Genomic DNA, 23,629 nt, shown 5'->3' with positions numbered 1-23,629 from the left:
TATTCTGTGCAGGCATGCTGGAGCTCCGCAGCGGCGCCTGGGTCCGAGAGACCCGACACCGTACTCACATCGGAGCTTAAAAGAGGAAAACATGGCTGACTTTCGCAATTACCAAAACCGGGCGCAGAGCGGTGCGCAATCCGGTGCGATGATAGACGAGGGCCTTCGAGCCTACATGCTCAAGGTCTATAACCTGATGGCGCTGGGTCTGGCGATCACGGGTGTTGCCGCCTATCTCTCCTTCTCGCTCGCTTTCGCAAACGGACAGATCACGGCCTTCGGCCAGGCGATCTATCTGAGCCCGCTGAAGTGGGTGGTCATTCTCGCCCCGCTGGCGATGGTCTTCTTCCTGAGCTTCAGGATTAACCGCATGAGCGTGGCCGCCGCGACGACGACCTTCTGGGTCTACGCCGCGCTGGTGGGCCTGTCGCTGTCGTCGATCTTCATCATCTACACCGGCCAGAGCGTCGTGCAGACCTTCTTCGTGACCGCCGCCTCCTTCGGCGCGCTGTCGCTCTACGGCTACACGACGAAGCGTGACCTGTCGGCGATGGGCTCGTTCCTGATGATGGGCCTCTTCGGCCTGATCATCGCGACGCTCGTCAACATCTTCCTGGCTTCCTCCGCCCTGCAGTTCGCGATCTCGGTGATCGGCGTGCTGATCTTCGCAGGCCTTACCGCCTACGATACGCAGCGGATCAAGGAAATGTACTACACCGCCGACGATGCGACCGTCGCCGGCCGCAAGGCGATCATGGGCGCTTTGTCGCTCTACCTCGACTTCATCAACCTGTTCATGTTCCTGCTGCAATTCATGGGCAATCGCCGTTAATCGCAGCGCATGAAATGAGCAACGGAAAGGCGGCTTCGGCCGCCTTTTTTATTTGCCTGGCCACAGGCGCTACGGTTTGATAGCTGCCATCGCAAATCACAGATCAGGCAGCAAGAAACACATGTCCGTCAGCCTCCGCAGCGCTACCGCAGACGACCTTCCCTATATCACAGCAATCTATCGCGACTCCGTGCTGAATGGCACGGCAAGCTATGAGATCACGCCACCGAGCCAGGAAGAAATGGCAGCGCGTTTCCAGGCGATCCGTGACAAGGGCTATCCCTATCTCGTCGCAGAAGACGAAGCCGGCACGTTTCTCGGCTATGCCTATGCCTCATCGTTCCGCACGCGGCCGGCCTATCGCTGGATGGTGGAGGATTCGATCTATTTGGCACCGGAGGCCCGAGGGCGCGGCGTCGGCAGGCTGCTGCTCGATGCCTTGATTGAAAGCTGCCAGACGCTCGGCTTCCGCCAGATGATCGCCGTCATCGGTGGCGCCCATCCCGCCTCCGTCGCCGTACATCGCGCCGCGGGCTTCACCGAAACCGGCCTGTTGAAAGGCACCGGCTACAAGCACGGCCGATGGCTGGATACGATGCTGATGCAGAAGGCATTAGGTGAGGGCACCAACACCGATCCGGATCCGTCGGTTTATCCGGGGACGTTGTTTGGGGGGTAAGATCTACCTACTGGTCGAGCCTCAAATACCCCCTCTGTCCCTTCGGGACATCTCCCCCACAAGGGGGGAGATCGTTGGGAGTTTGACGCGCGTTGCTTGCAAGACAAGAGACCACAATTTCAACAGGCCCGATGCTCGCTTGAGATCAGGGAGTGACCCAGGTTACCAATCTCCCCCCTTGTGGGGGAGATGTCAGCGAAGCTGACAGAGGGGGGTGCCGCACTCTCCGCGTGATACATAGCCAATAGGCGCGAAACTATTTCTCCACCAGCTTCAGCTGCTTGTCGAACACCTTCAGAACTTGGCTCAGGTCATGGCCGCGCTTCAGGATCATGCCGCTGGTATTGACGACTGAAAAGGCGCCCTGCTTGGCCGAAAGCTTTGGATTCTTTTCGATGCGGAAGAGCGGCATCTCGCCGGAGCGCTTGAAGACGGAGAAAACCGCCTTGTCCTTCAAATGGTCGATGGCATAGTCGCGCCACTCGCCCTCGCCGACCATGCGGCCATAGATCCAGAGAATCGCATCCAGCTCCCGGCGATGAAAGGTCACCGGTAACGGGTCTTTGCTCTGTTTGTATTCTCTGAGATCAACGACGACGGATGAATTGGTATCGACGGAACGGCTTTCACCGTGTCTCAAATCCGGCTGATCAGTCATCAATCCCCCAGGGGCTATCTCATGACAGGAGAATGACAGTTTGCCTCAGCCGCATCAAATTGCAAGACGGCTGACGGCTCACAATTTCTTTCCCAGGTCCCAAAGCACCTCGTCAGTGCCGCATTTCAGCCAAAACGACGCCCAATTTACAGGAAGTATAGAGGGCCGTTTGGCGCCGCCGCGTCAAACGGCCCGGCCGGGGCGCATCGATTAAACCCCAGCCCCGAATGCGTCCTCGCCGGGCACCTCCCCTTTTTGGCACAGGCCAAAATAGGGACCTTTTTGACCTGAGCCGAAATGCAAGGTCTCCGGCAAAGCTGGAAAAGCCGCTCAGCCGTCTGAGCCAACAGTCAAAACAGTGGCCCCGAGAATGGCAGCCGGATCGCCCGAAGGCGTCGAAGACTGCAAGAGGACGGCAAGGCCTCTTCGGCCGGCCTTATCCAGCACATTGGACGGCAGCACGAGGCTCATGGCCTTGCCATCCCACATGCCCACCGTCTGGACATCCGATACCGCGTGCATATAGGCGATCTGCTGACCGGTATTCTCGCCACCCTTCGGCGCCACCATCTGTTCCTTGTCGAAATAGACGATGACGACATTGGCTTTGCCCTGGCCCGCTCCGATCTTGATCTCAAGCTCGTCGCCCTTCATGGCGGCATTCACCGGAACCGTCAGCCCCTCCCCAAGACGCTGAAAGTCATCGATCTTGACGTTGATGGCGTTGAGGTCGGCGCCGTTCATATGATCGCGGCCATTGACGATCGCCTGCGGCGTATAGACGCCGCTGCGCCCCATCGTGCGGGCATAGGCATATTGGCGCGCCGTGTTGTCTTTGGACGCCATCGTATCGTTCCAGCCGAGATAGTTCCAGTAGTCGACGTGATAGGCGAGTGCCACGACATTGCCCTGGCGGATCAGCTTGCGGAAGGCCGCATCGGCCGGAGGACAGGAGGCGCAGCCCTGCGAGGTGAAGAGCTCGACGACGCCCTTGATCTTCGCCGCTTCCTGCGCATGCAGCGAACTTGCGAGCGCGATGCCTGCCAGAAGTGGAACCAAAAATCGAAGGCGCATTTCTATCTTACCTCTGCATCCAATCTTGAGCACCGTCTGCCTACACGGGCTCCGAAACACTCGCGCTTCTTGCGGCGATCAGGCCATATCAAGCCCGAAAAATCTGAAACAAGAGATAATAGTTTAGCACGATGACGCAAAGTCACGATGGGGTGAGGCCGTAGTGAGCTCGAGGGCCTGCCGTACACATCACCGTGAAAAACAGGAGGCCGCCGGAAGAGTTTTCCGGCGGCCTCCAGGAATGGCGTTTAAAACCTATCAGGCAGCGAGATCGCGCAGAACAGTCTGCAGGATGCCGCCATTGTTGACGTAGACGACCTCATCCAGCGTATCGATACGGCAGATGATCGGGATGTCGCGAACCGTGCCGTCACCATAGGTGACCTTGGCGATCTTGCGCTCGCGCGGCTTGATATCAGCCAGACCTTCAATGGTGACGAGCTCGTCACCCTTCAGGCCGAGGCTTGCCCAGGTGGTGCCGTCCTCGAAGACAAACGGGATGACGCCCATGCCGACGAGGTTCGAACGGTGGATACGCTCGAAGGACTGAGCGATCACGGCGCGTACGCCGAGCAGGTTCGTGCCCTTGGCAGCCCAGTCGCGCGAGGAGCCGTTGCCGTATTCGACACCGGCGAAGATGACGAGCGGAACGCCCTCTGCCTTGTACTGCATGGCCGCATCGTAGATCGACGTCTCTTCCTTGGACGGATAATGGATGGTGTAGCCACCTTCCTTGCCGTTCGGGCCGAGCATGTGATTGCGGATGCGGATGTTGGCGAAGGTGCCGCGCATCATGACTTCATGGTTGCCGCGGCGCGTGCCGTACTGGTTGAAGTCGGCAACGCCGACGCCATGACCGATGAGGTACGAACCGGCCGGCGAGGCAGCCTTGATCGAACCGGCCGGGGAAATGTGGTCGGTGGTGATCTTGTCGCCGAAGAGACCGAGAACGCGAGCGCCCTTGATGTCGGAAACGCCGGCGCCCTTCTTGCCCATGCCCACGAAGTAAGGCGGGTTCTGAACGTAGGTCGAGTTGTCGTCCCAGGCATAGGTCTGGCCCGGAGGAACCTGCACGGCCTGCCAGTTGGCATCGCCCTTGAAGACGTCGGCATACTTGCTCTCGTAGAGCTCGCGCGTGACGTACTTCTGGATGAACTCCTGAACCTCATGCGAGGTCGGCCAGATGTCCTTGAGGTAGACCGGCTTGCCGTTCTGGTCCTCGCCGATCGGCTCCTTGGTCAGGTCGAGCTGCACAGAGCCTGCGAGCGCGTAGGCGACGACGAGCGGCGGGGACGCCAGGTAGTTGGCCTGGACGTCGGGCGAGATACGGCCTTCGAAGTTGCGGTTGCCCGAGAGCACGCCCGATACGATCAGGCCCTTGTCGTTGATCGTCTTCGAGATCGGCGCCGGCAGCGGGCCGGAGTTGCCGATGCAGGTGGTGCAGCCGAAACCGACCAGGTTGAAGCCGAGCTTGTCGAGATCGGCCTGGAGGCCGGACTTGGCGAGGTATTCGCCGACGACCTGCGATCCCGGTGCCAGCGAGGTCTTGACCCACGGCTTGGTCTTCAGGCCCTTGGCAACGGCGTTGCGGGCGAGAAGGCCGGCTGCGATCAGCACCGACGGGTTGGAGGTGTTGGTGCAGGAGGTGATGGCAGCGATGGCAACGTCGCCATGGCCGATATCGAAATCCGTGCCTTCGACCGCATAGCGGTTGGAGAGCTGGCCGGGCTTCTTGTATTCGGTTTCGAGCGAGGTTGCGAAGCCGGAAGCAATGTTTTCCAGCGCGATACGGCCTTCCGGACGCTTCGGGCCAGCCATCGACGGCACGACGTCGTTAAGGTCGAGCTCCAGCGTGTCGGTGAAGACGAGGTCGGAACCGTCATTGTCGCGCCACATCCCTTGAGCCTTGGAATAGGCTTCGACGAGCGCGATACGATCCTTGGCGCGGCCGGACATGTTGAGGTAGTTCAGCGTTTCCTTGTCGACCGGGAAGAAGCCGCAGGTCGCGCCGTATTCCGGACCCATGTTGCCGATAGTGGCACGGTCGGCGAGCGGCATGTTGTCGAGGCCGGGGCCAAAGAATTCGACGAACTTGGAAACCACGCCCTTCTTGCGCAGCATCTGCACGACGGTCAGCACGAGGTCGGTCGCGGTAACGCCTTCCTTGAGCTTGCCGGTCAGCTTGAAGCCGATCACCTCAGGCAGCAGCATGGAGACCGGCTGGCCGAGCATGGCGGCTTCAGCTTCGATACCGCCGACACCCCAGCCGAGAACGCCAAGGCCGTTGATCATCGTCGTGTGCGAATCGGTGCCGACGCAGGTGTCGGGATAGGCGATCGTTTCGCCGTCTTCTTCCTTGGTCCAGACGGTCTGGCCGAGGTATTCGAGATTCACCTGGTGACAGATGCCGGTACCGGGAGGAACGACGCGGAAGTTCTTGAATGCCTGCTGGCCCCACTTCAGGAAGCGGTAGCGCTCGCCGTTGCGCTGGTATTCCAGCTCGACGTTCTTGGCGAAAGCCTGCGGCGTGCCGAATTCGTCGACGATGACGGAGTGGTCGATGACGAGGTCGACGGGAACGAGCGGGTTGATCTTTTCCGGATCGCCGCCGAGCGAGACCATCGCGTCACGCATGGCAGCAAGGTCGACAACGGCCGGAACGCCGGTGAAGTCCTGCATCAGCACGCGCGCCGGGCGGTAGGCGATTTCGTTCTCGACGGTGCCCTTGTTGGTCAGCCATTCGGCGACGGCAAGGATATGTTCCTTGGTGACCGACTGCCCGTCTTCAAAACGCAGCAGGTTTTCCAGAAGCACCTTCATGGAGTAAGGCAGCTTGGAAACGCCGGGCAGACCATTCGCCTCAGCCTTGGGCAGGCTGAAATAGACGTAGTCTTTCCCGCCCACGGTCAACGTGGAACGACAATTGAAACTGTCAAGAGATTTAGACACGAGATACCCCGTTTCTGATAGCCAACACAGTCGTGCGAACGCCTATGCACTTTATGCACATCAGGATGCGGGTACGGCCATTTCCGCTGTCCGCACGTAAGGCAGAAAACCTTAAGTTCGGCGCAAGGATGAAATTCACGCCGACCGCTGGCGTGGTTGCAGGTCTTATAGATAATTTCGTAAAGACTTGCCAGAGTGACAAGATGCAAATTTGGACAATTTTTTGCGCACTGCGGCAAAGACAATAGGGAAAGCCTGAGCGAATGCATCTAAGCGCTGAAAATCTGGCGGCAAGGCGGGGCGAAGACCTGATTTTCTTGAATGTTTCCTTCAACTTGGCAGGTGGCGACGCCTTCGTTCTGACTGGCCGCAACGGGTCGGGAAAGTCAACGCTTCTGCGCGTTGTGGCGGGCCTTCTCAGGCCGGAAAAAGGCCGTGTCACATTCACCGGAAACGATGGCGAATCCGGCCGGCCGGCCGGCGAAGCCAGCCACTATCTCGGCCACCGCAATGCGATGAAATCCGAACTGACAGTCGCGGAAAATCTGACCTTCTGGAAAACCTTCCTCGGCGACATGGCAGGCGGCCGCGGCCTTGATATCGATGAAGCCGTCGACGCCGTCGGCCTTGCCGGCATCACGCATTTGCCCTTCGGCTACCTCTCCGCCGGCCAGCAGCGCCGAATCGCTTTCGCCAAACTTCTGGTCGCCCACCGCCCCATCTGGATCCTCGACGAACCGACGGCAGCGCTGGACAGTTCGGCCGACCAGCTTTTCGCCGATCTCATCACCGCACATCAGAAGACCGGCGGCATCGTTCTTGCTGCGACGCACCAGCCGCTGGGATTGGAGAATGTGCAGGAAATGCGGATGACGGGGTTTGCCAGGGTGAGTGAGGGGATATGGGGGTGAGTTCGATGCTTTTGCCTACGCCGCACCTTCAATACCCCCCTCTGTCCCTTTGGGACATCTCCCCCACAAGGGGGGAGATTGTTGGGAGTTCGCCGCGCCTGCTTGCAAAACCAGGAGGTCCAACTTCTGCTTCCACGGATTCGATGTTAGCTCGGGGCATGCGCGCACCACAAGTCACCAATCTCCCCCCTTGCGGGGGAGATGTCGCGACAGCGACAGAGGGGGGTATCCCGGCTATCTCTCAGCATGAAAGAGTCTCCCCATGACCGCCCTCTTCCTCCGCGACCTCAGACTTTCGGTGCGCGCCGGCGGCGGGGCGTTGATCGGCATCCTCTTCTTCCTCACCGTCGTCGCCGTCATTCCCTTCGGAGTCGGCCCCGATCTCAAGCTCCTTTCGCGCATCGGCCCGGCCATCGTCTGGATCGGCGCACTGCTCGCGAGCCTCCTCGGCCTCGACCGACTGTTCCAGGCCGAACGTGACGACGGCTCGCTCGATCTGCTCGTGATGCAGGAAACACCGCTGGTGCTGACGGTCTTCATCAAATGCGCAGCGCATTGGGTGGCGACAGGCCTGCCCCTCGTCATCGCCTCGCCGCTGCTTGGCCTCTTTATGAATATGAACGAGACGGCGATCGGTGCTACAGCGCTCACCCTGCTCGTCGGCTCGCCAGCGATCACCTTCATCGGCGCGGTCGGTGCCGCCGTTGCCGTGGCGCTGCCGCGCGGCGGGCTGCTGGTCTCCATTCTCGTGCTGCCGCTGACCATCCCGGTGCTGATCTTCGGCGTCAGCGCCACCTATGCCGCCGTCGAAGGACCGCAGCCCTTCCTGCCGCCGTTCCTGATCCTGATCGCGCTTACCCTGTTCTTCGCCGTCATCGGCCCGGCCGCTGCCGCCCTTGCCTTGCGGAACACGACTGATTGATCAGAGCAATTCCAGGAAAAGTGCGAAGCGGTTTTCCGTCCGGAATTGCGTAATAACAAAAGGGTAGAGCGTTTTCGCGTTTCGAAGAAAAGCGGAAGGGCTCTAACGAAGATACTGTTTCGTCGATCTGAGACAATGCGGTCGATTGCCGGAAAAGCCATATCGGGTTAAACAAGCCGCATGAGCGATATCAGCCCTGCGATCAGCCGTTTTTCCGACCTCGCCAACCCCACGCGGTTTCTGGCCTTTTCGGCGCGTCTCATTCCTTGGCTGGCTGTCATCTCGGCCGTGCTTTTCGCAATCGGCCTCTATCTGTCCTTTACGACTGAGGGCGATTACCAGCAGGGCGATACCGTCCGCATCATGTATATCCACGTGCCCTCGGCCTGGCTGTCGATGATGTGCTACACGATCATGAGCATGTCGGCGATCGGCACGCTGGTCTGGCGCCATCCGCTCGCCGATGTCGCCGGCAAGACGGCAGCACCGCTCGGCGCCGCCTTCACGCTGATCGCGCTGGTCACCGGCTCGCTCTGGGGCAAGCCGATGTGGGGCACCTATTGGGTCTGGGATGCGCGCCTGACCTCGGTCTTCATCCTCTTCCTGATGTATCTCGGCCTGATCGCGCTCAACCGCGCCATGGACGATCCGCCCAAGGCCGCTCGCGTCGCCTCGATCCTGACACTGGTCGGCTTCATCAACATCCCGATCATCAAGTTCTCCGTGGACTGGTGGAACACGCTACATCAGTCGGAAAGCATCATGCGCATGGATGGCCCGGCCATCGACGCGGAATTTCTCTGGCCGCTCTTCACCATGGCGCTGGCCTTCACGCTGCTGTTCTTCACGCTGCACCTGATGGCGATCCGCAACGAGATCTGGCGTCGCCGCATCGCCGCCCAGCGACGCATCGCCGCGCGCATGGCAAGCCGGGAGGAATAGCATGTCGCATCCCTTCTACGTCTTCGGCTCCTACGGCTTTGCCGCCTTCATGATCCTTGCCATCATTGGCTGGACATGGATCGACGGGCGCCTGCGCCGTCGCGAGCTCGCGGCACTCGAAGCCTCCGGCATTCGCCGCCGCTCGCAGCGCCCGCCCGAGGGCGAGACGAAATGACTACCGATGCCGACAATAAGGATCAGCCGAAATCGGGCGGCACCGCGCGCTACCTGCTGGCGCTGATCCCGCTGATCGTCTTTGCCTGCATCGCCCTTGCCGTCGGCAAGGTCATGTATGACCAGGAAGTCCACGGCACCGACATTTCTGCCATCCCCTCGGCCCTGATCGGCACCAAGGCGCCGAAGCTCGCCCTACCGCCGCTTGCAGGCTCCAACCTGCCGGCGCTGACCGATGACGCCATCAGGGGCAAGCTGACCCTCGTCAACGTCTTCGCCTCCTGGTGCATTCCCTGCCGCGACGAGCATCCGGTGCTGAAGGAACTCGCCAAGAGTGGCCAACTCAACATCGTGGCAATCAACTACAAGGACACGAGCGAAAACGCGCTGCGCTTCCTCGGCGAACTCGGCAATCCCTACAACGCCATCGGCATCGACCCAAACGGCTCCGCCGCCATCGACTGGGGCGTCTACGGCATTCCGGAATCCTACCTCGTCTCGCCTGACGGCACGATCCTCTACAAGCAGGTCGGCCCCTTCACGCCGACCAGCCTGAAGGAAGGGCTCTATCCGGCGATCGCGAAGGCGCGAGGGAAATCGACAACTTAGACACCTTCTCTGCTCGGAGAAGGCGGCAGCAACAACAACCCGCCCTCGTGGTTCGAGGCTTCAGCCCTACGGGCTTCGGCACCTCACCATGAGGGCTAATCTCTGTCCATCAACCGCTAAAGCCGCTCCACCTCATGGTGTGGTGCCTTGTTGCCGAAGCGATAGCGTAGGAAACAAGGCTTCGAACCACGAGGTGGCCAAGAGGCCAGCTCACCTTGAAGACGCCGCCAAATCCGGCAGTCGCTAAATCCCACCCTGCCAGGTCTTGATCGCCTCGACCGGCCAGACCAGCATCAGCACGTTGAGCGTGAGATTGTCGCGGATCAGATAGCCGGTGAGCAGCTCGAAGAAGATGGCGATGACAATCGTCACCAGCACCGGCGCACGCCAGGCGAACAGGAAGCCGACCACCATGAACACGGCATCCATCGACGAGTTGAGGATGCTGTCGCCGACATAATCGAGCGAGATCGTTGCCGCGCGATAGCGGTTGATGATGATCGGGGAATTTTCCAGCAGCTCCCAGCCGGATTCGATCAGCATGGCAACAAAGAGCCGCATCGACAACGGCTTGCCGCGCATGATCAGATGGGTGAGCCCGAAGAAGAGGAAGCCGTGGATGATGTGCGAGGGCGTGTACCAGTCGGCGATATGCTGCGAATTGCCGCTCGATTTCACCACCGGCTCGAAGAGCTTCACGTAGCCGCAGGTGCAGATCCACACGCGGCCCATCATGTGTTCCGCGACGATCTGCACGAGCAGAATGACGGCGCAGGCGATGAACCAGAAGCTCTGCTGCCGGTAGCGGTTTTGTGCGTCGATCGCTTCCGTCATTTCCCGCCTTCCGCCGGCGGCTCAACCGTGTGCTTCATGATGAGCGGCATCTGCGACAGTGTGAAGAGAATGGTGATCGGCATCGTTCCCCAGACCTTGAAATTGACCCAGAGATTATCCGCCGCCTTCGCGTCGGGCAGGTAAAGCCAGTTCGAGCCGCGCCAGACGACTTCATTGAGGATGGCAAGCACGAAGAAGAAGATGCCCCAGCGCAGCGTCAGCTTGCGCCAGCCCTCGGCATCGAGCTGGAAGGCGGCGTTGAAGACATAGCCGAGCAGCGACTTTCCGAAGGCAAGGCCGCCGAGCAGCGCGACGCCGAACAGCGCATTGACGATGGTCGGCTTCATCTTGATGAAGGTTTCGTTCTGCAGGTAAATGCCGAGCGCGCCGAAGATCACCACGACGATCCCAGAGACGAAGGGCATCAGCGGCAGATGGCCGAGCATGACCTTCGAGACGATGAGCGAGATCACCGTCGCCGCCATGAACAGGCCGGTGGCGACGAAGAGCGGACCGCCAAGCGCCGCCAGCTGCGGAAAATGCTGCACCAGCCAGTCGCCGCGCAGATTGCCGAAGAAAAACACCAGCAAAGGCCCGAGTTCCAGCACCAGCTTCAGCATCGGATGATGTTTGTCGGCGGCACTTGGGGTGAGATCGCTGTCGCTGGTCGTCATTGTGGCACTTTCGCTATCGTCGAATTTGTTCTTGTCGTTCATTGGCTGCTTCCGGCACCTGTTCCGGCAATCGCATTGGCGAAATCCTCGGCCTCGAACGGCTCAAGATCGTCTACACCCTCGCCGACGCCGATGAAATAGACCGGCAGCTTGTGCTTGGCCGAGATGGCGACGAGAATGCCACCGCGCGCCGTGCCATCGAGCTTCGTCATGATCAGGCCGTTGACGCCGGCAACATTGCGGAAGATTTCCACCTGGTTCAGCGCGTTCTGGCCCGTAGTGGCATCGAGCGTCTGCAGCACGGTATGCGGCGCATCCGGATCGAGCTTGCCGAGTACGCGCACGATTTTCTCGAGCTCGGCCATCAGCTCCGCCTTGTTCTGCAGGCGGCCGGCCGTATCGATGATCAGCACATCGCTCTTGTTGGCCTTGGCCTGCTGGAAGGCATCGAAGGCAAGGCCAGCCGCGTCGGCGCCAAGCTTGGTACCGATGAATTCCGACTTGGTACGGTCCGCCCAGATCTTCAGCTGCTCGATGGCGGCGGCGCGGAAGGTATCGCCGGCGGCGACCATGACCTTCAGCCCGGCACCGGAAAGCTTCGCAGCCAGCTTACCGATCGTCGTCGTCTTGCCGGTGCCATTGACGCCGACGACGAGGATGACATGCGGCTTGTGACTAAGGTCAAGTTGCAGCGGCTTTGCCACAGGCTTCAGCACCTTGGCGATTTCCTGCGCCATGATGCGGCCGACATCTTCGCTTGTGACATCCTTGCCGTAGCGCTCGGAAGCAAGAGTGTCGGTGACGCGCATCGCCGTCTCGACACCGAGGTCGGCCTGGATCAGCAGATCCTCCAGCTCCTGCAGCGTCTGATCGTCGAGCTTTCGCTTGGTAAAGAGTGCCGCGATCTGGCCGGTCAGCTGCGACGAGGTGCGCGCGAGCCCGGCGCGCAGGCGCTGGAACCAGGAGAGCTTTTGCTTCGGGGCTTCGGGGATAGGTGCTGGCTCGGAAGCAGCGGTGGAGAAGCCCTTGGGCAGGATGGGGGCTGATGGAGTTTCGGTGACTTCCGAGGAAGGTTCGGAGCGTGCTTCGGTTTCCGTGCTTTCAGACGAAGGTTTCAAGTTTGCCGAAGTTTCCTCGCCCCCCTCTGTCCTCTCGGACATCTCCCCCACAGGGGGGGAGATCGGTTCGATGGGGTGCTCTTCCGAAACTACACTGGCTTCAGTATCGGCAGATTGCTCCGGTTCGAGTGCCTGAAGGTCGTCACGCTGCTCTTGCGACTCGGATTCAAAAGAATCGGGAGTCTCAGCGGCCCCAATCTCTTTCGCGCCGGAAGCCTCCGCCTGGCTTTTAGCCTCATGCTCCTGCTCAGCCGGCGCGGCATCCTCCAACCGATCTCCCCCCTCGTGGGGGAGATGTCCCGAAGGGACAGAGGGGGGCGACGCGGACTCGACAAATTCGGAAGCCGGCGAAACATCTACAGCAGGCGCATCAACCTTCTGCGAAACCTCTGCAGGCGCCTGCTCCTCGGCCGGCTTTTCACGGCCGAAGGTGAAGACTTTTTTGATGAAACCGAGCGCCATGAAATGTCCGTTGAAGCATTAGGCCGCGTCGGCGGCCAGAAGTTGCATGTCGAGGTGCTTGCCATTGTGGCCGGTGATTGCGACCTGCACAAGGTCGCGCGGGCGAAGGCCGGGGGCGGCGACAAGCGTGAAGTTTTCCGTATGCGCCAGCCCGCCATTCTCCACAAGCAGCCATTGCCGCGTGCCAACCATCTTGTTGAGATGAGCCTGGTGCAATCTTTGCCCAGCCTCGCGCAGGCGGGCGGCGCGTTCCTTGATCAGACCACGATCGAGCTGCGGCATGCGGGCGGCGGGCGTGCCAGGACGCGGGCTGTAAGGGAAAACATGCAGATGCGCGATGCCGGCCTCTTGCGCCAGGCCAACGGCATTTGCGAACATTTCTTCGGTCTCTGTCGGAAAGCCGGCGATCATATCGGCACCGAAGCTCGTCTCGGGGCGAAGCCGACGCACATCCTCGATAAAGCGAAAAGCATCAGCGCGCGAATGCCGCCGCTTCATCCGCTTGAGGATCATGTCGTCGCCATGCTGCAGCGAGAGATGCAGATGCGGCATGAAACGAGGCTCGTCGGCGATGAGATCCATCAGATGCTGATCGGCCTCGATGCTGTCGATGGAGGAAAGCCGCAGCCGGCGGATTTCCGGGATCTGCTTCAGCAGCGTCTTGGCAAGCAGACCAAGCGTCGGCGTCCCCGGCAGGTCGGCGCCGTAGCTGGTGGCGTCGACGCCGGTCAGCACGATTTCGCGATAGCCGCTTTCGACCAGGTTGCGTGCCTGATCGACGACGGCGCCCATCGGCACCGAACGCGAATTGCCGCGGCCATAAGGAATGATGCAGAAGGTGCAGCGATGGTCGCAGCCATTCTGCACCTGAATGAAGGCTCGCACATGGCCGTCGATATGGCGGATCATCTGCGGCGCGGTCGCCCGCACGCTCATGATGTCGTTGACGCGCAGCTTCTCTTCCGCCGAAACGCCGAAATCCGGAAGCGCCCGGTAGGAAGCGCTCTTCAGCTTTTCCTCGTTGCCGAGCACGGCATCCACCTCAGTCATTTCGGCAAAGGTCTGCTTTTCGGTCTGGGCAGCGCAACCAGTCACGATGATGCGCGCATGCGGATTGTCGCGGCGCGCGCGGCGGATCGCCTGGCGCGCCTGACGCACGGCTTCGCCGGTCACTGCACAGGTGTTGACCAGAATGGCATTGTTGAGCCCGGCTTTCTCCGCCTCGGCCCTCATCACTTCGGATTCATAGGTATTGAGACGACAGCCGAAGGTAATGACCTCGACCCCGCTCACCGCGCCTGAGCCCCCTGCTCCGGATCGCGCGAGAAGCTGCCCGTGACCGGATCGACGGTGCCGGACCATTCCCATTCGGCAGGCCCGGTCATGACGACATGATCGTTACTCTCAAGCCATTCGATGGTGAGCTTGCCCGGCGCAGGCGCGGAGGCGACGTCGATCGTCACCTTGCGGCCGGTGCGGCCGGTGCGGGCGGCACTGACGGCTGTCGCACAAGCCGCCGATCCACAGGCAAGCGTCAGGCCGGCGCCGCGCTCCCAGGTGCGGGTGCGCACAAGCGTCGGCGACAGCACCTGCGCCAGCGTGATATTGGCGCGCTCGGGAAACATCGGATGATTTTCCAGCAGTGGGCCGAAACGATCGAGATCGAAGGACATCGGGTCCTTGTCCACCCAGAAGATCGCATGCGGATTGCCCATCGAGGCAACCGAGGGCGAATGCAGGACGGGATTGTCGATCGGCCCGATCTGCAGCTCGATGCGGCTGGTATCGGCAAATTCCTCGGCAAGCGGGATCTTGTCCCAGGCAAAGACGGGCGTGCCCATATCGACCGAAATCGTGCCGTCCTCATGCTCCCTGGCATTCAGAATGCCGGCGACGGTCTGGAAGGTGAACACCTTCCTGCCGGTTTCGGCCGCCAGCGCCTGCACGACGCAGCGCGTGCCATTGCCGCAAGCCTGCGCCTTCGTGCCGTCGCAGTTCAGAATATCGATCCAGGCGTCGGTGCCATCAATCTTCGGATCGTGGATCGCCATGATCTGATCGAACTGGGTGGCGGGATCGGCATTGAGCGCGATCGCAGCCGTAGGCGTCACCACATCCTTGCGGCCGCGCATGTCGACGACCAGGATCTTGTTGCCAAGCCCGTTCATCCTCGCGAATTCGACCGTATTGCTCATGATGCCATGTCCGTCCGTGTTTTCGAGCTGTATATGGCGGAATTGCGGGGGAATTACCAGTGGGGCGTGAAGCGGCGTAGTCGGAAGCGGCCAAGCATGCACCACGAGCCAAGTATCAATTGTCTCGACGTAGCTCGGTCGCAAAAAGGCCGTACCGAGTGCCATAGCCAGCAATGATAATATGTGTACCGGTCGTCAGGCCTTTCCTGAACTCATCGGAAACACCGCACACTTTGTCAAATCCAACCATAAGCTCCTGAAGCTCCAAAGGGGAATAACAATGTTTTTCATAATGGTTGTCGGCGCGGCCTACCGTATAGGCAAGCTCTTCGTGATGCCCCGCGACCAGGGCCAGGACCATTGGCCACGTTATGATCCCGACCATATAACCCCAAAAATACCCGAGAACTGGAGAAACCAAGACAACCAGTATCGGCTTCAACGTACCTTCCAGCGTTCCATTTCTGAGTTTTCGTAGAGCATCAGAAAGTCCAAGCAAGAACAAAGCTACGGCCGTGGCCGCGCCGACTACAACGCCCAATCGGCCTGTCGACGCAATCCATTCGGTCGACGGAAGAAACCGATAGCCCGACAACTCCGTACAGACCAGAAAGAGGATCACAACTAGCAGGCAAAAAAAGAGCCAAGCCAAGGCAGCAAGTATAGTCATTCTTATCAGGATATGCCTACTTTTCCACTCGTCGACATCACTCATCGAACAACCGCAGCTGAAACTGATATACGATCATATCGTACACTATCGGCTGTAACTTCAAGATGCGCACGCGCGTTGCGATCAGTTATTATTCTAGCACGTCACGCCGCTGATTGAAGTCGCCGCCAGCCCATTAGCGCGTGCTAAGTCATAGTAATCGTCACACGGCGACCTATTTTCAAAAAATTCGGAACAGAGTGTCGGATAGCCGAAACCCCGCACGTCCTAGGCTCGTCCACTCCGTCAAACCATAGGGATTATGACCATGCCGAATACCATACGCCTGCACCGCGTCCTGGCGACCAGCCCGGAAAAGGTCTATCGCGCATTCATCGAAGCGGATGCGCTTGCCAAGTGGCTGCCGCCGAACGGCTTTGCCTGCACCGTGCATCATCTGGAGCCGAGCGTCGGCGGCACGTTCAGAATGTCGTTCCGCAACTTCACGACCGGCGCCAGCCACTCCTTCGGCGGCGATTTCCGTGAGCTGATCCCGGGCGAGCTGGTGCGTTATACCGACAAGTTCGACGACCCGAACCTGCCGGGCGAAATGGAAGTGACCGTGACGTTGAAGAAGGTCCTCGTCGGAACCGAAGTCAACATCACCCAGGCCGGCGTGCCCGATGTCATTCCGCCGGAGGCCTGCTATCTTGGCTGGCAGGAATCGCTGATCAATCTCGCAAAGCTCGTCGAGCCAGAGATCAACCAGTAAGTCGTCAAGACTTTCAAGATTCAGCCCCCTCTCCCCGGGAAGAAGGGGCTTTCGGCCTGAACGACAGATTCAGCCAACAGGCACGTCAAAAACTTCCCCTGCCCGGAGCGGACGAAAGCGATCCGGCTCCACGCCCTCCGCCTTCAGCGCGGTATCCAGCGCCTGAACGGGCGCATCGATGCCCTCGTCCGTCAGCTGGAAGGTCGCGAAGTGATGGCCGGCGACATAGGCGGCCTTGCAGAGCTTCATGCCCTTCACCGCTTCTTCCGGATTCTGGTGCTGCCCCTTCATGAACCAGCGAGGCTCGTAGGCGCCGAAAGGCAGGATCGCGAGGCGGAAACCACCATGCTTGCTGGCGGCCGCTTCATAATTGATGCCTCCGTGAAAGCCGGTGTCACCGATATGATAGATCTTGCCCGCTGGCGTTGTCAGCACGAAGGCGGCCCAGAGCGCCATGCGCCTGTCGCCCATGCTCCGCGCCGACCAGTGATGACAAGGCTCGATATCGATGGTCACCCCAGCCCTGAAAGCGATGCGGTCACCCCAGTCGACCACGGTGATATCGGCGTCGGGAACGGCGCGGCGGATGATCGTGTCGTTGCCGAGCGGCGTTACGATTTTCGGCCGGTGCGCCTGCTGCAGGCGGACAAGCGTTGCGAGATCGAGGTGATCGTAGTGATTATGCGTCACCAGCACGAGGTCGATATGCGGCAGGTCCTCGAAGCGGATGCCGGGCGGCACCACGCGCTTCGGCCCTAGGGATCGGAAGGGGCTGACCCGCTCCGACCAGACCGGATCGGTCAGGATGTTCAGCCCGGCAATCTGCACCAGCATAGAGGCATGGCCGACCATCGTTACCCGCATCTGCTCGCCAAAGACATGCCGGTCGGGCCTCGCCGGAGGAAAGGCGCTGATGACGGGATTGGGCCAGCGCACCCGCCCGCCGCCGAGCTGCCAGCGCAGGAGATCGAATGCCCCGCCCGGCTCGACGCCACCGGGATTGAAAAAGCGCTGACCGTCGAAGTGATCGGAAACGGGACCTTGATAATAGGGATTCTTCTTGGCCGAACCGGATGAGCTGGTCATGCCTTCTCCGCCCCTTCCACATCCGTCGCCTCGCCGGACGGCAGGCCGGCCTTGGCGAACCATTCTTCGACCTCAGACGCCGTCAGCGCATCCTCAAGCACGACATTCGCCGGCATGGCGAAGAGCTGCGGCGTGAAGAAGCTCGTATCCCACAGCGCCGCGCCTTCGACTGGAGGCGAAAGCAGGATGATCTGCCGGCCATCGATGCGGGAAATCGTCTCGACGGAGGCCTCGCCGGAAATCTCGACAAGGCCTGGCGCATCCCGCTGCACCGTCTGATAACGCCACCACGGCTCGTCATTGCCCTCTTCGGCCACGGTCACGCAGCGCGCCATGTCGACGATGAACCGGTTGGGCGCGCGACCGCCGGGAAGCCGCTGGCCGAACGCCGCCTGGATGAGCGTGAAGAGATGAAAGCCGTTGACGATATTCTCATAGCGCAGCCGAAAGCCCTGGCGGCTCGGCAGATGCAGCACCAGCAGGTCGTCGCTGCGGCTCAGGAGCACCTGGCGGACCCAGGCCGCACCCGGCGTATAATCTTGCAATTCCGCAAGCTGCGCCATCAGCGCCTTGTTGCCGGCGGCGAGTGCGCGCTCTCGCGGCATGCCGGAAAGATGCGAAACCGCCGACTGGCTGAGCAACTGGAAGGCATCCAGGAGCTGCCTCTGCCGCGGGCTCAGCTCTTTACGCCCGGCAAAGCCTCGATGGATCTGCGGCAGCCATGCCAGATAAAGCTCCCATACGGCCGGACCGCTGCGCTGCACGGCGCCGCCCTTTTCGACGATGGTGCCGAGCATGTTGGCAAGAACGGCGGCACCCGGCGGCGGCAGGCGGCTAAGCTCACGCGCCGCCCGCGCCACGATCTTTGGCTGAACATTGGCGCCCGCGTAGAAGGCTTGCGCCGCCTCGTTGAAACGGGTGTCGACCCGCCCGCCGGCGTAAGCGCGACAGGCAGCGAGAAGATCGGTCAGGGCTGCATCATTCATTCGGAAAGGTCTCGGGGAATCACTTGACGGCGGGGGATCGATACAACAATTGAAAGACGGTGGTACGGTCAAATCGACATGGATATGGCGATCTCAACCGTGCATTTCAGGCATTTCGGCCGCCTTGGGTTGACTTTGCCGGCCTTTTCCTGTTTATCGCCCGCAATCTGCGACGAGCACAAGCCTCCGAGCCACCGACCGGGACCCACTAAGGTATAAAGAGATCCCGGAGGTCAACACCCGACAGCGCGATGCGCCCTCGGGTGCTTTTTGGCTTTGCGTCTTGTTTTCGTCATGGAAAAGCACGACGTTTTCGGGCGAGGAACCGCGCAAATTGCGCCAGGTCCAAATCCCAGGCGATCGATAAGGAAGAATTGATGTTTGAAAACCTCCAGGACCGTCTTGGTTCCATTCTGAATGGACTGACAGGCCGCGGCGCGCTTTCGGAAGCTGATGTTTCCGCGGCACTCCGCGAGGTTCGCCGCGCGCTGCTCGAAGCCGACGTGGCACTGGATGTCGTTCGCTCCTTTACCGACCGCGTCCGCGAAAAGGCCGTCGGCGCCGAAATCCTGAAGTCGATCAAGCCCGGCCAGATGGTCGTCAAGATCGTGCATGACGAGCTGATCGAGATGCTCGGCGGCGAAGGCGTCGGCATCGATCTCAATGCGCCGGCCCCGGTCGTCGTCATGATGGTCGGTCTGCAGGGCTCCGGTAAGACGACCACGACCGCCAAGATCGCCAACCGCCTGACGAGCCGCGACCGCAAGAAGGTCCTGATGGCCTCGCTCGACACGCGCCGCCCGGCAGCGCAGGAGCAGCTGCGTCAGCTCGGCGTTCAGACGGGCATTGACACGCTGCCCGTTATCGCTGGCCAGTCGCCGACCGATATTGCCGCGCGCGCCGTGCAGGCCGCCAAGCTCGGCGGCCACGACATCGTCATCCTTGACACCGCCGGCCGTACGCATATCGACGAGCCGCTCATGGTCGAGATGGCGGACATCAAGAAGAAGTCCAATCCGCACGAAATCCTGCTGGTCGCCGATAGCTTGACCGGTCAGGACGCCGTCAATCTCGCCCGCAATTTCGATGAGCGCGTCGGCATCACCGGCCTTGTGCTGACCCGTATGGACGGCGACGGCCGCGGCGGCGCCGCCCTTTCGATGCGTGCCGTAACCGGCAAGCCGATCAAGCTGATCGGTGTCGGCGAAAAGATGGGCGAGCTGGAGGAATTCCATCCCCGCCGTATCGCCGACCGTATCCTCGGCATGGGCGACATCGTCTCGCTCGTCGAGAAGGCGGCCGAGAATATCGACGCCGAAAAGGCGGCCGCAATGGCCGCCAAGATGGCCAAGGGCAAGTTCGATCTGAACGATCTCGCCGACCAGCTCGGCCAGATGCAGAAGATGGGCGGCATGGGCGGCATCATGGGCCTGATGCCCGGCATGTCCGGCATGAAGGACAAGATGGCCGCCGCCGGCCTCGACGACCGCCTGTTCAAGCGCCAGATCGCCATCATCTCCTCAATGACCAAGGCAGAGCGCGCCAATCCCGATCTCTTGAAGCATTCCCGCAAGAAGCGCATCGCCGCCGGCTCCGGCACCGACGCCTCCGACATCAACAAGCTTCTGAAGATGCACCGCCAGATGGCGGACATGATGAAGATGATGGGCGGCAAGGGCAAAGGCGGCATGATGAAGCAGCTGATGGGCGGCCTTGCCGGCAAGATGGGCCTCGGCGGCGGTATGGGCGGCATGCCCGACCTGTCGAACATGGACCCCAAGCAGCTCGAAGCCTTGCAGAAGCAGGCCGAAGCCGCCGGCCTCGGTCGTCCCGGCGGCCTGCCGGGCCTCGGTGGCGGCGGTGGTCTGCCGGGTCTGGGCGGCGCCAAGCTGCCCGGCCTCGGCGGTGGTTTCCCTGGTCTCCCCGGTTTGCCGAAGAAGAAGTGAGAAGGATCGTTGACCCCCATGATTGATCCAGACATCAAGGCCCAATTGGGCAACTACCGCCAGTCGATCGACAATATCGATGCCGCACTGGTGCACATGCTGGCCGAGCGCTTCCGCTGCACAAAGGAAGTGGGCGTGCTGAAAGCCAAATACGACCTGCCGCCGGCCGACCCGGCGCGCGAAGAATTTCAGATCGAGCGCCTGCGCCGCCTGGCAAAGGACGCAAATCTGGACCCGGATTTCGCCGAGAAGTTCCTGAACTTCGTCATTAAGGAAGTCATCCGGCATCATGAACAGATCGCTGCGGATTTCAAAGGGTAACCCCCGGCCGCATGATCCCGAAAATGCAAGACGTTTTCGACAGGGATCACGCAGCAAGAGAAAAGCAGCGCGACGTAACCATGCCGCACAACGAAGCGGTCAAGAAAAGCCTAAGGAGAATTAACATGGCATTGAAAATTCGTCTCGCCCGCGGTGGCTCCAAGAAGCGCCCGTACTACCACGTTGTCGTAGCCGACGCCCGCTCGCCGCGCGACGGCCGTTTCCTGGAGACCCTCGGCTCCTGGAATCCGATGCTTGCCAAGGACGACGCCAAGCGCGTTGAACTCAAGGCTGACCGCATCAAGCATTGGCTCGACCACGGCGCCCAGCCGACCGACCGCGTTCTGCGCTTCCTCAACGAAGCCGGCCTCGCAAAGCGCGAAGCCAAGAACAACCCGGAAAAGGCAAAGCCGGGCAAGCGCGCTCAGGAACGCGCTGCCGAGAAGGCACAGAAGGCTGCTGACGCCGCTGCTGCTTCTGAATAATCGGTCCTTGTGACTGTCGAAAGCGGGCGGCATGGCAACATGCCGCCCGTTTTTTGTTTCCCATCGGCTGGCGTTCAGCCTATGAGAGAACGCAACTACAGCGCTTTAGACCTGCTACATATTTCGTTAAGTCGGTTCCGATCTAAAGAATTATGCAGCGAGCCCGGCAATCGGCGAAGAGACCATGACGACACTGCAAAATCCGGTATTGATGGCGACCATCGGCGCGGCACAGGGCTTGCGGGGTGAGGTGCGCGCCCGCGCCTATACGTCCGATCCGACCGCACTCGGCGATTATGGCCACCTGCACAGCATGGACGGCCGCAGCTTCGAAGTCCTGGAAATCCGCGAGGCCAAGAACGTCGTCATCGTACGTTTCCGCGGCGTCAACGACCGTAATGCCGCCGAGGCGCTGAACGGGCTGGAACTCTACATCGAGCGCGACAACCTGCCGGACGACGAACTCGACGACGACGAATTCTTCTATACCGACCTCGAAGGGCTGGAAGCCGTCGATGACAAGGGCACCGGCTACGGCACGGTCAGCGGCGTCTATGATTTCGGCGCCGGCGATCTGCTGGAGCTGAAAGGCCCCGGCAAGCGCCCTGTTCTGATCCCCTTTTCCGAGGCTGCCGTGCTCGAAATCGACCTTGAGGGCGGCAAGATCCTGATCGACCCGCTGGCCGCCGGCCTGATCGACGGCCCCGATGACCTGATCGGCAAACCGGAAAAGCCCGAGAAGCCGCAGGGCAAGCCGAAGAAGAAGTGATCCTCATTGGGAAGTGACCGCACCATGAGTTTCCGGGCGACCATATTGACGCTTTATCCCGAGATGTTTCCCGGTCATCTCGGCAGCTCGCTCGCCGGCAAGGCGATGGAACGAGGGCAATGGTCGCTGGATACAGTGCAGATCCGCGATTTCACGACCGACAAGCACCGCACCGTCGACGACACGCCGGCTGGCGGCGGCGCCGGCATGGTGTTGAAGCCCGATGTGCTTGCCCGTGCCATCGACCACGCCAGCGAAAACGATCACCGCCCGCGCCTGCTGATGAGCCCGCGCGGCAAGCCGCTGACCCAGAAGCGCGTGCGCGAACTTGCCGATGGAGACGGCGTCATCATCGTCTGCGGCCGCTTCGAAGGCGTCGACCAGCGGGTCATTGACGGCCGCGATCTCGAGGAAGTCTCGATCGGCGACTATATCCTCTCGGGCGGCGAACCGGCTGCCCTGATCCTGCTCGATGCCATCGTCCGCATCCTGCCCGGCGTCATGGGCAACGACCTTTCCGGCCTGCACGAAAGCTTCGAAAGCGGGCTGCTCGAGCATCCGCATTATACCCGCCCGCAGATCTGGGAGGGCCGCGAGATCCCGGCCATCCTCACCTCGGGCAACCACGCAGCGATCGCCAAATGGCAGCGGGAACAGGCCGAGCAGCTGACGCGAGAGCGCCGACCGGATTTGCTGGACGAGCCGCCGACGAAACAGCTGCGGTGATGGCTGGATGAGCGACATCCATTCGAACAGACCGCCAAACCGGCAATAAACGCCACTTAATTCCCCGCCAAGGGGTGACAAACGCGTGACAATAGGATATGTGCGCGGCCGGCATGGGAAAACTCCCATCAACCACCAAAGAAAAGCAGACGTATCCGCCCCTGCCGTAACAGGCATATATCACGCGGCGAGACCTTCGGGTTCGACCAAGGATAGATCGTTCGGGCGCTCTGGCTGTTGAAGCAACAACGAGGTTGATACTATGAACATCATTCAGCAGTTGGAAGCCGAACAGGCTGCCAAGATCGAAGCCAAGCGCACGCTTCCCGAATTTTCCGCTGGCGACACCGTTCGCGTCAACGTGAAGGTCACGGAAGGCAACCGTACCCGCGTTCAGGCCTATGAAGGCGTTTGCATCGCTCGCTCCGGCGGCGGCCTGCAGGAAAACTTCACGGTTCGCAAGATCTCCTACGGCGAAGGCGTCGAGCGCGTATTCCCGGTTTACTCCCCGATGATCGAAAGCGTCGAAGTCGTTCGCCGCGGTAAGGTCCGTCGCGCCAAGCTCTACTACCTGCGCGACCTGCGCGGTAAGGCTGCCCGTATCGTCGAAAATACCGGCACCCGCGCCCGCAAGCTCAACGACGCCGAGCGTCAGGCTCTGGCCGATGAAAAGGCACGCATCGAAGCCGAGAAGGTTGCAGCCGCTCAGGCGCTCGCAGCCGAGAAGGCAGCAGCCGAAGCCGCAGAAGCAAAGGCAGCTGCAGAAGCTGCTGCAGCCGCAGCAGCCGAGCCGGCAGCAGAATAAGTTTCGATCCATGCGGATCGCGACAATGAAAGGCGGCCTTCGGGTCGC

Annotated in this window: 25 protein-coding genes; 14 read left to right on the top strand and 11 right to left on the bottom strand. The window is 60.9% G+C overall.

Annotation, left to right across the window (positions count from 1 at the left end):
• Positions 1-91: 91 nt before the first annotated feature.
• On the top strand, positions 92-832 hold the full coding sequence (locus GA0061100_RS15785; RefSeq protein ID WP_075853634.1) for a Bax inhibitor-1/YccA family protein: 741 nt from the start codon (positions 92-94) through the stop codon (positions 830-832).
• A gap of 121 nt (positions 833-953) precedes the next feature.
• Positions 954-1,511: a GNAT family N-acetyltransferase gene (locus GA0061100_RS15780; protein ID WP_075853633.1), complete on the top strand. Its 558-nt coding sequence runs from the start codon at positions 954-956 to the stop codon at positions 1,509-1,511.
• Positions 1,512-1,767: 256 nt separating this feature from the next.
• Here the strand turns inward: GA0061100_RS15780 and GA0061100_RS15775 are convergent, their stop codons facing one another.
• The 3 genes from GA0061100_RS15775 to acnA form a co-directional block, all read right to left on the bottom strand.
• On the bottom strand, positions 1,768-2,169 hold the full coding sequence (locus GA0061100_RS15775) for a DUF2794 domain-containing protein (protein WP_075853632.1): 402 nt from the start codon (positions 2,167-2,169) through the stop codon (positions 1,768-1,770).
• Between the two features lie 330 nt (positions 2,170-2,499).
• Complete coding sequence (locus GA0061100_RS15770) at positions 2,500-3,243, bottom strand: DUF1223 domain-containing protein (RefSeq protein ID WP_075853631.1); 744 nt, start codon at positions 3,241-3,243, stop codon at positions 2,500-2,502.
• A gap of 258 nt (positions 3,244-3,501) precedes the next feature.
• The gene (gene acnA / locus GA0061100_RS15765; protein ID WP_075853630.1) at positions 3,502-6,192 is read right to left on the bottom strand and encodes an aconitate hydratase AcnA; all 2,691 of its coding nucleotides are present in this window, start codon (positions 6,190-6,192) and stop codon (positions 3,502-3,504) included.
• A 263-nt stretch (positions 6,193-6,455) separates the two neighbouring features.
• On the opposite strand from acnA, the gene ccmA reads away from it, so the two are divergent.
• From ccmA to GA0061100_RS15740, 5 genes are all read left to right on the top strand, one after another.
• Complete coding sequence (gene ccmA / locus GA0061100_RS15760) at positions 6,456-7,103, top strand: heme ABC exporter ATP-binding protein CcmA (RefSeq protein WP_075853629.1); 648 nt, start codon at positions 6,456-6,458, stop codon at positions 7,101-7,103.
• A gap of 262 nt (positions 7,104-7,365) precedes the next feature.
• The gene (ccmB, locus tag GA0061100_RS15755; protein ID WP_075853628.1) at positions 7,366-8,025 is read left to right on the top strand and encodes a heme exporter protein CcmB; all 660 of its coding nucleotides are present in this window, start codon (positions 7,366-7,368) and stop codon (positions 8,023-8,025) included.
• A gap of 180 nt (positions 8,026-8,205) precedes the next feature.
• Positions 8,206-8,967: a heme ABC transporter permease gene (locus GA0061100_RS15750; protein ID WP_075853627.1), complete on the top strand. Its 762-nt coding sequence runs from the start codon at positions 8,206-8,208 to the stop codon at positions 8,965-8,967.
• 1 nt (position 8,968) lies between these two features.
• The gene (gene ccmD / locus GA0061100_RS15745) at positions 8,969-9,142 is read left to right on the top strand and encodes a heme exporter protein CcmD (protein WP_075853626.1); all 174 of its coding nucleotides are present in this window, start codon (positions 8,969-8,971) and stop codon (positions 9,140-9,142) included.
• The gene (locus GA0061100_RS15740) at positions 9,139-9,750 is read left to right on the top strand and encodes a DsbE family thiol:disulfide interchange protein (protein WP_075853625.1); all 612 of its coding nucleotides are present in this window, start codon (positions 9,139-9,141) and stop codon (positions 9,748-9,750) included. Before ccmD ends, GA0061100_RS15740 begins: the two co-directional genes overlap by 4 nt.
• 243 nt (positions 9,751-9,993) lie before the next feature.
• Here GA0061100_RS15740 and GA0061100_RS15735 read toward each other — a convergent pair whose 3' ends face one another.
• The 6 genes from GA0061100_RS15735 to GA0061100_RS15710 all read right to left on the bottom strand — a co-directional run bounded on the left by GA0061100_RS15735 (position 9,994) and on the right by GA0061100_RS15710 (position 15,748).
• A complete protein-coding gene (locus tag GA0061100_RS15735) occupies positions 9,994-10,584 on the bottom strand; it encodes a DUF2585 domain-containing protein (protein ID WP_075853624.1) in 591 nt (196 codons plus the stop codon).
• Positions 10,581-11,300, bottom strand: a complete 720-nt coding sequence (locus tag GA0061100_RS15730; protein WP_075853623.1) for a septation protein A — start codon at positions 11,298-11,300, stop codon at positions 10,581-10,583. The genes GA0061100_RS15735 and GA0061100_RS15730 overlap by 4 nt, the downstream gene beginning before the upstream one ends.
• Positions 11,297-12,838, bottom strand: coding sequence for a signal recognition particle-docking protein FtsY (gene ftsY, locus GA0061100_RS15725; protein WP_075853622.1), 1,542 nt, complete (start codon positions 12,836-12,838; stop codon positions 11,297-11,299). The genes GA0061100_RS15730 and ftsY overlap by 4 nt, the downstream gene beginning before the upstream one ends.
• An 18-nt stretch (positions 12,839-12,856) precedes the next feature.
• The gene (gene mtaB / locus GA0061100_RS15720) at positions 12,857-14,131 is read right to left on the bottom strand and encodes a tRNA (N(6)-L-threonylcarbamoyladenosine(37)-C(2))-methylthiotransferase MtaB (RefSeq protein WP_075853621.1); all 1,275 of its coding nucleotides are present in this window, start codon (positions 14,129-14,131) and stop codon (positions 12,857-12,859) included.
• Positions 14,128-15,033 carry a diaminopimelate epimerase gene (gene dapF / locus GA0061100_RS15715; protein WP_075853620.1) on the bottom strand — a complete coding sequence of 302 codons (906 nt, stop codon included), beginning with the start codon at positions 15,031-15,033 and terminating at the stop codon, positions 14,128-14,130. The genes mtaB and dapF overlap by 4 nt, the downstream gene beginning before the upstream one ends.
• Before the next feature lie 115 nt (positions 15,034-15,148).
• A complete protein-coding gene (locus tag GA0061100_RS15710) occupies positions 15,149-15,748 on the bottom strand; it encodes a hypothetical protein (protein ID WP_143525442.1) in 600 nt (199 codons plus the stop codon).
• A 265-nt stretch (positions 15,749-16,013) separates the two neighbouring features.
• On the opposite strand from GA0061100_RS15710, the gene GA0061100_RS15705 reads away from it, so the two are divergent.
• Entirely contained in the window at positions 16,014-16,457 is a 444-nt protein-coding gene (locus GA0061100_RS15705) for an SRPBCC family protein (protein WP_075853825.1), read from the top strand.
• Between the two features lie 69 nt (positions 16,458-16,526).
• Here GA0061100_RS15705 and GA0061100_RS15700 read toward each other — a convergent pair whose 3' ends face one another.
• Entirely contained in the window at positions 16,527-17,543 is a 1,017-nt protein-coding gene (locus tag GA0061100_RS15700; RefSeq protein ID WP_075853618.1) for an MBL fold metallo-hydrolase, read from the bottom strand.
• Positions 17,540-18,529 (bottom strand): hypothetical protein, encoded by a 990-nt coding sequence (locus GA0061100_RS15695; RefSeq protein WP_075853617.1) that lies wholly within the window; start codon positions 18,527-18,529, stop codon positions 17,540-17,542. The genes GA0061100_RS15700 and GA0061100_RS15695 overlap by 4 nt, the downstream gene beginning before the upstream one ends.
• Before the next feature lie 377 nt (positions 18,530-18,906).
• On the opposite strand from GA0061100_RS15695, the gene ffh reads away from it, so the two are divergent.
• The 6 genes from ffh to rplS all read left to right on the top strand — a co-directional run bounded on the left by ffh (position 18,907) and on the right by rplS (position 23,581).
• Complete coding sequence (gene ffh, locus GA0061100_RS15690; protein ID WP_075853616.1) at positions 18,907-20,475, top strand: signal recognition particle protein; 1,569 nt, start codon at positions 18,907-18,909, stop codon at positions 20,473-20,475.
• A gap of 18 nt (positions 20,476-20,493) precedes the next feature.
• Positions 20,494-20,796, top strand: coding sequence for a chorismate mutase (locus tag GA0061100_RS15685; RefSeq protein WP_015341476.1), 303 nt, complete (start codon positions 20,494-20,496; stop codon positions 20,794-20,796).
• 125 nt (positions 20,797-20,921) lie between these two features.
• On the top strand, positions 20,922-21,281 hold the full coding sequence (gene rpsP, locus GA0061100_RS15680; protein ID WP_075853615.1) for a 30S ribosomal protein S16: 360 nt from the start codon (positions 20,922-20,924) through the stop codon (positions 21,279-21,281).
• Positions 21,282-21,465: 184 nt separating this feature from the next.
• Positions 21,466-22,050, top strand: coding sequence for a ribosome maturation factor RimM (gene rimM / locus GA0061100_RS15675; RefSeq protein WP_075853614.1), 585 nt, complete (start codon positions 21,466-21,468; stop codon positions 22,048-22,050).
• Positions 22,051-22,074: 24 nt separating this feature from the next.
• Entirely contained in the window at positions 22,075-22,776 is a 702-nt protein-coding gene (gene trmD / locus GA0061100_RS15670; RefSeq protein ID WP_075853613.1) for a tRNA (guanosine(37)-N1)-methyltransferase TrmD, read from the top strand.
• Between the two features lie 262 nt (positions 22,777-23,038).
• The gene (gene rplS / locus GA0061100_RS15665; RefSeq protein WP_075853612.1) at positions 23,039-23,581 is read left to right on the top strand and encodes a 50S ribosomal protein L19; all 543 of its coding nucleotides are present in this window, start codon (positions 23,039-23,041) and stop codon (positions 23,579-23,581) included.
• Positions 23,582-23,629: the final 48 nt, after the last annotated feature.

The sequence above is a fragment of the Martinezella hainanensis genome (assembly GCF_900094555.1).
Classification (GTDB): Bacteria; Pseudomonadota; Alphaproteobacteria; order Rhizobiales; family Rhizobiaceae; genus Rhizobium; species Rhizobium hainanense.
This window is presented reverse-complemented; position numbering and strand designations above follow the sequence as displayed.